7 protein-coding genes, 2 pseudogenes and 1 riboswitch are annotated in these 9,903 nt (G+C 36.1%); of the genes and pseudogenes, 5 read left to right on the top strand and 4 right to left on the bottom strand.

The genetic code is table 11. The annotated features are described in order from the left end of the window. A pseudogene (locus AC1DUW_RS14775) lies at positions 1-959 on the bottom strand (IS110 family RNA-guided transposase); the annotation flags it as partial. A gap of 222 nt (positions 960-1,181) precedes the next feature. Here AC1DUW_RS14775 and AC1DUW_RS14770 point away from each other — a divergent pair. Next, on the top strand, positions 1,182-1,397 hold the full coding sequence (locus tag AC1DUW_RS14770; protein WP_477642837.1) for a hypothetical protein: 216 nt from the start codon (positions 1,182-1,184) through the stop codon (positions 1,395-1,397). Between the two features lie 319 nt (positions 1,398-1,716). Here the strand turns inward: AC1DUW_RS14770 and AC1DUW_RS14765 are convergent, their stop codons facing one another. Both AC1DUW_RS14765 and dapA read right to left on the bottom strand, forming a co-directional pair. Further along, positions 1,717-2,235: a thioredoxin domain-containing protein gene (locus AC1DUW_RS14765; protein ID WP_477642836.1), complete on the bottom strand. Its 519-nt coding sequence runs from the start codon at positions 2,233-2,235 to the stop codon at positions 1,717-1,719. 1,062 nt (positions 2,236-3,297) lie between these two features. Continuing rightward, entirely contained in the window at positions 3,298-4,194 is an 897-nt protein-coding gene (gene dapA / locus AC1DUW_RS14760; RefSeq protein ID WP_477642835.1) for a 4-hydroxy-tetrahydrodipicolinate synthase, read from the bottom strand. 135 nt (positions 4,195-4,329) lie between these two features. Further along, positions 4,330-4,508: riboswitch (Lysine riboswitch) on the bottom strand. Between the two features lie 308 nt (positions 4,509-4,816). Between dapA and AC1DUW_RS14755 the strand changes: the two are divergent. Further along, positions 4,817-5,047, top strand: a pseudogene (locus AC1DUW_RS14755) (pyridoxal-phosphate dependent enzyme); the annotation flags it as partial. Between the two features lie 421 nt (positions 5,048-5,468). Here AC1DUW_RS14755 and AC1DUW_RS14750 read toward each other — a convergent pair. Then, entirely contained in the window at positions 5,469-5,675 is a 207-nt protein-coding gene (locus AC1DUW_RS14750) for a hypothetical protein (RefSeq protein WP_477642834.1), read from the bottom strand. A gap of 50 nt (positions 5,676-5,725) precedes the next feature. Between AC1DUW_RS14750 and AC1DUW_RS14745 the strand changes: the two genes are divergently transcribed. The 3 genes from AC1DUW_RS14745 to AC1DUW_RS14735 form a co-directional block, all read left to right on the top strand. Further along, on the top strand, positions 5,726-6,742 hold the full coding sequence (locus AC1DUW_RS14745) for an ABC transporter substrate-binding protein (RefSeq protein ID WP_477642833.1): 1,017 nt from the start codon (positions 5,726-5,728) through the stop codon (positions 6,740-6,742). A 234-nt stretch (positions 6,743-6,976) separates the two neighbouring features. Beyond that, positions 6,977-9,136, top strand: coding sequence for a BglG family transcription antiterminator (locus AC1DUW_RS14740; RefSeq protein ID WP_477642832.1), 2,160 nt, complete (start codon positions 6,977-6,979; stop codon positions 9,134-9,136). Then, positions 9,133-9,903: PTS transporter subunit EIIC (locus AC1DUW_RS14735; protein WP_477642831.1), on the top strand; the 771-nt coding region annotated here is incomplete at its 3' end. The genes AC1DUW_RS14740 and AC1DUW_RS14735, both read left to right, overlap by 4 nt.

Genomic DNA, 9,903 nt, shown 5'->3' with positions numbered 1-9,903 from the left:
GAATGAGCAGCTTCGGTTAAAGCAGATTTTAAATGTTTATTTCCCCTTTTGCCTCTGGTTGATTTCCTTTTTCCTGCACTTTCATTGTGTCCTGGTACGAGGGCGGCCCATGAACATAATCTGGCTGCACTTTCGAACTGTTTTTCAACGTCCGTTCCGATTTCAGCTAGTATTTGTTCTGCCATCCGGGTGGCAATACCAGGTATTGAATCCAGTCGTTCTATGCTTTCTTGATACASACTAACTCTTTGGGCAACCTCTTGATCAAGTTTTTCAATATGTTCAGTCAGAAAATCAATATGAATTAGAATTGAGCATCATGCGTTGATGTGGATTCACATACCCATTCAGGGCAAGGATTAAGTCGTCTTTTTTCTTCTTCATCGAGCGTCGCGCAAAGTTTGCTAGTTTCTCAGGATCATCCTCACCAATTGCGATCGCATGAAGCATGTCCTTTGATGAAACACCCATAATATCCGATACGACAGAGCCTAGTTTGATATTTACACCTTCAAGCACCTTTTGAATTCGATTATGCTGTCTGGCTCGTTCTTCAATAATACTTCTACGATACCGAACAAGCTCACGCAATTCTCGTTGATTTCGATCAGGGATAAAGCTTGCCTTCAATAAACCATGACGAAGAAGTTGAGCGATCCACTCAGCATCCTTGACATCTGTTTTTCGACCAGGGACTGCTTTCATATGTTGTRCGTTAACAACTAAAAATTCCATTTCTTCAGCCTCAAWTAAGTTCACGATAGGCTTCCAAAACACACCTGTGCTTTCCATARCGACATGAGTGCAACCATGTGATTTAATCCAATCCATCAGTTGAATTAAAAACACCGTTTTTGTAGAAAATGTTTGAATCTCCTTTCCTTCGGGGGTCATAATGCAGGCGGTAATGTTATCTTTATGTACATCCATTCACATACTCGTTCAATGATAACTTCCATTGAAACCATCCTTCCTATGGCGAAAAAATTAGAGGCTGGTGCAAAAACCAGAATAGGATTARTCTACCATGAGTGCTTCCCGTAAGGGAGCGACAGTCTGTGATGCACCGAGGTCGTTGGAGTCAGACTAACGGATGGGCTCTAATGGCACCATAGTTCATCGACCTTCCTCACCCAGCCATAGAATCAGTWTGGACGGGTTTTCCACCATTTTCATTCTCTGTGGTGCAGCGCTGGTCGTGCGCTGCATGGTTGGCTAACGGGTGCGTTAGTAGATGGGAATTTGGGGTACTACCTATTGATGAAGAAGCTGTAAGTGCCCAACAAGATTTAGCTGATACATTTTATGGTTTGAAACTATTCCCCGAAAAAATAGACATTAAAACAGTGACAAAGGAAAATTCAGACTGGTATCCAGAATCGGTACAAACAAAGTAGATACTATTTAAGCTATATCTTTTATGAACTGATCTAAAGTTCTGACAGGTATAAAACACTCGACCCCAATATTCAATTGGAGTCGGGTTGTTTAAGTTGATTCCGCAAACAAGAAGCCCAACCAATTAACAACATAAAAAACTAATTAAGTGCAAGTCTTCATGTTGTATTCAACATGGTTATTCAGTATGAGTCGAAATAAAAAAACAGTCAGGAGAAAGTCAATTTCTCTTGTCTGTTTTTTGTTGTGTTAGGAGTATTTAAACTGTCTTACTATTGCTCTCATTATGTATTCGATGGAATTAGCTAATAAGTTGTACTATTTTGCTAGTGCCTCCTCAATTGTGGTTTTCAATTCATCTGCAGTTAATTCTGTAGGATATTGATATTCTTTGTTATTGATAAAAATAGTAGGCACCATTTTCACATTTCTGCGAATTGCCTCTGAAGTTACGTTCAAGCTAATTTCAGTATTTTGGGGTTCTTCTTTTAAGTGATATTTTTCTGCTAATAAATTTTTGATTTCTTGGTTGTTCAATTGATCCCATTGTCCTTGTGTTTCAAATAATTCCTTTAAGATTTCTTTTACACGCGAAGGATTCTCATAATCTAGGAATAGGTTGATTAACGTTCCATTTAACAGCATCTCTCTAGGCTTATCATAATGTTTTACAATGAATTCAACTTGCCCATTGTCTAAGTAGTCTTTTAAAACATCTTCTGCAATACCATAAAATGTAGCGCAATAAGGACACGTTAAATTTAAAAAAACTTCAACTTTTACAGTCGCATCCTTCTGTCCAAAACTCAATTTCGTATTCTCAATCTGATTTGTCATTTCGCTCACTCTCTTTCCATAAAATGTAATACCTATTTTTACAAATTATAATAATTCATACCTGAACTGTCAACATTAAAATTATTGAGGCATCACGAAAACATATATCAAAAAAGAAAAATTGGTTTATAAGTGTGTATGCGATGTGGAGTGTCAAAAATGTGGGAAAATACAGTATTCACAACCATATGATGAGGGAACACTGATAAATAACCTAGGGAATGACTATTAAAAGTGTTTTGTTATTAAGAAGTAAGTGGTAGAAATAGATTATGATATGCGAGTGGAGGGAGGACAAGGGAACCAGTATTTAATGCTCCTTTTTATCTTGCGTTCATAAATACTATCTCACGTTCAAACTGGATGGGGGGTAATAATCTACGGTATTGTCATTCCTGATTGTGTGTTTCAATTACTTTGGGGGCTTTATTTTATACGTATGTATATTGAACAAATCTGTATTGGACAACTTGAGAAGGACTAGTTTTAGGAATTCTTTGGTTCCTGGACGTTGGAAGAAGAAGACAGGTCAAAAAACTCTCCTGAAAACAGCCCTTCTCATAATAGAGAAAGGGCTGTTTTTAATACATAAGTAGATAAGGTAATTAAGTGGTTACTGGAAAAAAGTGGATAAGATTATTGAGAATAAAAGTTTTTAGAGCTCATCTACTTTGTTTCTTTTTATATAACTGTTAGCGTAATAACCCCGTTCTTGTTGACAAAAAGGCTATTTTTTGAAGATACTTGTCTTTTTTATAAGAAAAGTTGATTAACAACTAAACAAGAGCCCTATTTCAATAAATTGGTGGAAGGGTTTGAAGGACAAAAAGAAATTGATGAGTTAAAGGTAGGTTATATAATCAATGTTAGTTCAGTTGACGCAATAATATCTTTAACTTTATAATCTCTAGCTACTTCTACTAGTTTTAATCCCTGAATCGTGCATCGTTTAGAAAGCAGTGCACTTCTTTCAGAGTTGCACTGCTTTTTAAAATTTGTCCAGTTTATTATGGTCTTTAATTAGAAAATCGGTATTAAAGACTCGCTTAATGAATCATTAGTTTATTTATTTAACAAAACTGCTTCTACGTTACTAGGTTGTAGAGCTATTTGTAGTGCTCTTTTTTCTTCATTGTTTAAAGGGACCAATGGTAAGCGGACACCTCCAACATTTAACCCCCGCATATTTAATGCTGATTTTACCGGTGATGGGCTTGGTGCAGCAAATAATGCTTTCATAATTGGAAGAAGGTTACGATGTATAGAAGCAGCACCACGGACATCACCATTCTTAAAGCTATTGATCATTTCTTGCATTTCATTACCAATTATGTGTGAAGAAACCGAAACAATGCCTGTTCCACCGATGGCTAAAACCGGTAATGTTAACCCATCATCTCCGCTGTACAATGTAAAATCACTAGTTGTTTTGCTAATGATTTGTGCCATGGCATCTAAGTCACCACTTGCTTCTTTTACTGCCACAATATTGTTAATTTTTGAGAGACTAACAATCGTCTCTACTGACATGTTTACAACACTTCGTCCGGGGATATTATAAAGCATTACCGGTAATGATGTTGATTGGGCAATAGCATTAAAGTGCTGAAATAATCCTTCTTGAGACGGCTTGTTATAGTATGGGGTAACGAGCATAATTCCGTCGACTCCTGCTGCTTCTGCTTGCCTTGTTAAGCTGATAGAGGCTCTCGTGTTATTTGAACCAGTTCCAGCTATGACTGGAACTCTTCCATCAACAACTTCTACAACAATTTTGAATAAATCTACTTTCTCTTCTGCTGTTAATGTAGGAGACTCTCCAGTGGTACCAGCTATAACTAATCCATCAGAACCATTAGCAATTAAATAATTTACTAAAGCTCTCGTAGCATTAAAATCAACCTCATTATTATGATTAAACGGGGTAACCATTGCGGTTAAAACTTGGCCAAAATTCATAACTTCACACCCTTTTATATAATTTTTTTAAAAATTCAGAGGTGGTTAGGGCCATTCAGGAGTAAACGCAAAAAAGCAACAACGAGGATTCGCTGCTGCAGTAGAAACAATATTTATAAAAAAAATCGTTTCGGCGCGTAAGATAGCCCTCCATATAGTTTCCTATATGACAGTCCTGTATTTATTCAATAGCAGAACCAGCTTCAAGAACATGAGATTCTTTCCGCTTCGGCAAATTCCCCTTTCCACAATAGTCATAGGATCTCATTCTCCTCAAAATGTGTACTAATGGTCTTTGCTCCTCTATCCTCACTTCAAAAAGTATGAAGTAAGAAAATATTTAATTGACTGTAATATAACAGGGAATCCTTTCTATTGCAAGGCCAATTTAGAAATATTTTTTTAAGAATACATGGATAATTGATGGAACTGGCAAAGGTATTGGGCTGGATTCATCTTTTTTAGTATTATGTAAACTCAACAGATTAATAGTTTTATAAAACAAACTGTTTGAAAAGTTCCACCCTTTTATAGTCAGTTTTGCCAATTGATATATCTTATAGAARGAATTRGTATTTATCWTATGRATAYCAAKAATAATGATCAAGGAGGGGARGAYAACATGACTAATACAAAACTAACAAAGGAAAGAAAAGATATGAAAATCCGTGACGTTTGGGAAGCAAGAAAACGAATCGCTTCGATTGTAAGTAGAACTCCATTGATTCAATCTACTATACTATCAGAAAAAATTGGACGTCCTGTTTTTTTAAAGCTTGAAAATGTTCATGAGGTTGGAGCATTTAAAGTAAGGGGAGCCGCCAATAAGATACTCAGTTTGAGTGAAGAAGAAATAAGCCCCTGAATAGCTTTCTGAAAAAATGAAAGCTAAACGCAAACTTAACTGAAAGTGAAAACATAACTTTTAAAAGTCAAAAATACTACTTTTTTTAAAAATTTGATGCTGAGAAACGCTCTACAAAGAAGTTAACTACCTTTAGACTTATAATTACCTTTTCGATTCAAAATAAAGACGGTCATAAATTCTAGCCTAAAGGCAAAGGTAGGGTAAACTCACTTTCTACTAGTGGAACAAGAAACACAAAAATGATATTTTACATTATACAAAAAACGCCTGCCCAATGGATAGACGCTTATGTTATATTCAACGAAAGACTGAATGCGTAACAAACCAGCCTTTGTATAGTTTCTGAACTTCACCTTGCATTTGATCTTGGGTTCCAAGTAAATAAATTTCTTGTTTTCATCTACTATTAAATCTTATACTGGCTATATAATTGTTTTCTGGCTGCAGGAGTGACAATCTCCTTTATACCTGCTGGCTTTATCCGGTTGTTTTCCTCAATCCCTAAAAGCAAACCGAATTCATCTTTTCGTAATCCCGTTATCACTGCATCAGTATATTGATAATTGATTACCTTAAGCCAGTTATGTAATCGTTTACCAATCTGGTATTTCATCTTAAGAGCGCTATAATAAAATGAAAGAATAAGGAGAATAGGAGATTTCAATGAAAAGTTTTTTTAGCTTGATTCTCATAGTGACTCTTATTTCATCGTTGGACTTGGTAGGTTGTAGCAATTCTAGTGGTTCTATAGCAACTACCAGAGCCATCGGGACAATTAAGTTTGCTGATCCGGGTTGGGATAGTATTAGGGTACACAACGAGATCGCAAGAACTATTATTGAAGAAGGTTATGGTTATAAAACAGAATTACTTCCAGGATCTGAAACAGCTTCACTTTTTGCGATAAGTACTGGTAGTATGGATGTTTTTATGGAGATTTGGACGGGAGGCTACCCAGAACAATATGGATCAGCAATTGAAAATGGTGATATTATAGAGACATCTGTTAATTTTGAAGATACACGACAAGGTCTTTATGTTCCAACTTATGTTATTGAAGGGGATCCAGATCGTGGTATTGAACCGATTGCTCCTAATTTGAAATCGATTCATGATTTACCTGAATACTGGGAACTTTTTAAAGATCCAGATAATCCGAACAAAGGACGTATTTATGGTGCGATTCCAGTATGGAATGCCGATAAGGTCTTCAAAGAAAAAATGAAAAATTACAAATTATTTAAGACGTTTAATTATTTTGAACCAGCTTCTCATACAGCGTTAAATACATCATTTATTAGTGCGTATAAGAGTGGTAAGCCGTGGGTAGGCTACCTATGGGAACCAACATGGATTGCCGGATTGTATGATATTACCGAATTAAAAGACGCACCATACAATGATAAAGATTGGTTAGATGGGTATCATACAGAGTTCCCTTCACAAAGATTAACTATTGCGGTTCAAAATAGGCTACCAGAACAAGTACCAGAAGTTTTTGAGTTTCTAAGTAACTACTCTACAAGTAGTGCAATTACGACTGACTTTTTGGCTTATATGAAGAAAAATAATACAACTACACGTGAGGCGGCTGTATGGTTCCTAAAAGAATATGAAGAGCTATGGACAACTTGGGTTCCTAGTGATGTAAGTGAAAAAGTAAAAGCAAAGCTTAAATAAAACATCAATAAGCAAAGCTTAAATAAAACATCAATAGGGAAGTTTTTGCAATATATTTTCAGAATTTTAAGTTATTTATGTTGCAGTAAAACCGTATCACAATTAAGTTAGACTATTAAGGGACTAAAAGAAAGTCTTTTTATCATTTAAGAAATTATAGAATGTTATGGCTGGGATAAGTGTTCCGCATCCAGCTCCAAAATACAATTCTTAACTTGGGAGAAGGAGAAAAAAATGAAGCAACAATTTCCTGTTTTAGATTCCCGCCAAAAAGAGCTGTTAAGAAAACTGCTGATAGCTAATAAACCTGTTTCTAATAAAGAACTATCTGAAATGTTTAAATTAAGTACAAGAACGATTCAAAGAGAAATGAAAGCGCTTAAATCCACCTTGGATGCCTATGAATTAAAAATAGCGAAACAAATTGGAAATGGTTTTGAACTGAAAGGAGCAGCAGAAGGGAAAGAAAAGTTAAAAGAACACATTAAACAGTCAAAAACGTTGTCCGCATACTCTCCAGAAGAACGGCAGGATGGCATTACTTATGATTTGTTGCTTTCTAAAGAACCGATTAAACAATTTGTATTTAGTAAAAAGTATGGGATTACGGAAGCAACCGTTAGCTCCGACTTGGACAAGGTGAGTATATGGCTTGAAATGGGAGGGATTAAACTCATTCGGGCACCGGGAATTGGCGTATATATCGATGGGCAGGAAAAGCAGCGGAGAACGATGCTATCCCGGTTGCTCCATAAGGACATAATGTTTGAGGAATGGCTTGAACTTTTCCATAAAAAGATGGAATCGGAACAAGGAGACGTACAAGACCAATTGGGCATGATGATTCGAAATCGTTTACTAAAGTTTGTTCAAATTGATAACATCTTGGATGTTGAGCGGGTTGTACACCAAGTATTAAAAGAGCAAACATATATCGAATTAACTGACCGGAACTATGTAAATCTAATCGTTCATCTAATGCTTGCGGTCGAGAGAATAAAAAGCGGAGAGGTTATTGAAACATCCAACTTGTCTAATTTATCTCAAGACTATGAAATTGATCAATTAATCTATTCACTTGCGGAAAGAATTGTCAAACGACTTGAAATAGTTCTTTCAATTTCGATACCTAAAATTGAAGTGAATTATATTGTTCTACATTTATCAGGGGCTCGCCTTTCTAATGGAGAGGAAATGGTTAACTATGAAAGAGAAGAATTTACTTGGATTGAATTGACACAAAGTTTTATACGTGCAATGGAATACTATCTAGAAGAATCATTCGAAGGTGATAAACTCCTCTTTGAAGGATTAGTTTCTCACTTTGTTCCTGCTATTACCCGTTTAAAAAATGGTCTTCAAATACATAATCCGATGCTTGAAAAAATTAAAGAAAGGTATCCGAAAATTTTTACTGCCTGTAAGAAAGCGTGTGAACTTTTATCAAATAAAACAGGTTGCCACATTCCAAATGATGAGATTGGCTATTTGGCGATGCACATTGGGGCTTCTCTTATTCGAAAGAAAGATACTATGATGAATGAGTATAAAGCCATTGTTGTATGTTCTAGTGGACTTGGAACATCAACATACCTAGCTTCGAGACTGCGTACTGAAATGCCAAATCTTAAAGTAGAAGCGGTTGTCTCGTTGAACCAGCTTGAAGGATATCTGAAGGGAAAGATGGAAATTGATATCTTGATTTCAACGATAAATCTTCCTGTTGTGAAAAATAAAAATACTGTCATTGTAAGCCCTTTCCTCAAACAGGAGGATCTATCAAGAATTCAAAATGCCCTTTTCAAGGTTAATAAACTGCAACCACTTCAAAAGAGAGTTCAAGATATTAATAGGAAGTCATCTTCCGTCATGTCCCTTGCAACATATGGGGAAGGGATGATTCAAATTTTGCGCCATCTGAAAATCTATAATGATGTTTATGTAAGCCCTCCGGTTAATATATCCAGTATTCTTAGTCAGATCAAGGATATTGAAGAAATAAGTGATTTTCGGAAACTTTCTAAAGACCTTGAAAAACGTGAGCAGCAAGGAGAGTTTGTAATAGGTCGTTTAGCAATGGTTCACGCTAAGTCAGAAGGAGTAAATACTTTGCTTGTTGTTATTTTTCGGATGAAAGAACCTGTTTTGTGGCCTGTTGATGATGAAGAACAACAGTTTATTAATACGGTACTCTTACTGGCGACACCTAAGGAGGCTCCAAAAGAGCATATAGAAATGATAAGTGAAATCAGTTCTATGTTAATAGAGGAATCGTTTATTAACGTATTAATAGAATCTACAGCTAATGTCGTGAAAAGTTCGTTGGAGGTTGTATTATCGAAGGCATACGAAGTGAAAGCGACACGTTCCTTAGAGGAGATCCGGGGTAAATGAAGAAACTAGGCCAATTGTTGAGCGCAATGGTGTACCAGAATATTGCTGTCATTATAACCGCAGGGATCATTCAAGGAATCTTTGGGATTTATGGATGGTGGTATAATGATAGGATTTTACTCTTATTGAATCCTATTAATAACATTCTTTTACCTATTTTATTAGGCTATACAGGTGGACGATTAATAGGAGGACAAAGAGGAGCAGTTGTAGCCGTCATTGTGACATATGGATTAACACTATCAAGTTCTGCCCCTACCATCCTAGGTGCGATGATTATTGGACCATTGACAGGTTGGGTAGTAAAAAAGCTTGATCACGTTGTGAAAAAGAAACTACCTGGTGCTGGATATGAATTACTTATTGGTAATATCTTGGCTGCGATAATTGCTACTGTACTCACGATTTTATGTTTCTTTTATGTTGGACAAACATTTTCTATTGTCGTGGAATGGTTAACAAAGCTATTGGAAACCATTATTTACTCCGGGGGGCTTCTACTAACGGCAATAATTATTGAACCGGCAAAGGTCTTATTTTTTAATAATATTATCAACTTCGGCATATTAGGATCACTGGGGATTCAACAAGCGGAAGAGCTTGGGAAATCAATTTTTTTCTTGATAGGAGCAAATCCAGGTCCTGGACTCGGTGTTCTTCTTGCCTATTGGCTAAAAATGAAAGCCGAACAAAAAGAGGGGGCAAAACTAGCAGTCTTTATCCATTTCTTTGGTGGTATACAGGAAGTTTATTTCCCTTATGTATGT

It is taken from the genome of Peribacillus sp. P4_C12, assembly GCF_056402095.1.
This window is presented reverse-complemented; position numbering and strand designations above follow the sequence as displayed.

Excerpts from the sequence above, each read along its gene's own strand:
- AC1DUW_RS14740 (WP_477642832.1), top strand. The coding sequence starts at position 6,977 with ATGAAGCAACAATTTCCTGTTTTAGATTCCCGCCAAAAAGAGCTGTTA.
- dapA (WP_477642835.1), bottom strand. The coding sequence starts at position 4,194 with ATGAATTTTGGCCAAGTTTTAACCGCAATGGTTACCCCGTTTAATCAT.
- AC1DUW_RS14745 (WP_477642833.1), top strand. The coding sequence starts at position 5,726 with ATGAAAAGTTTTTTTAGCTTGATTCTCATAGTGACTCTTATTTCATCG.
- AC1DUW_RS14750 (WP_477642834.1), bottom strand. The coding sequence starts at position 5,675 with ATGAAATACCAGATTGGTAAACGATTACATAACTGGCTTAAGGTAATC.
- AC1DUW_RS14765 (WP_477642836.1), bottom strand. The coding sequence starts at position 2,235 with ATGACAAATCAGATTGAGAATACGAAATTGAGTTTTGGACAGAAGGAT.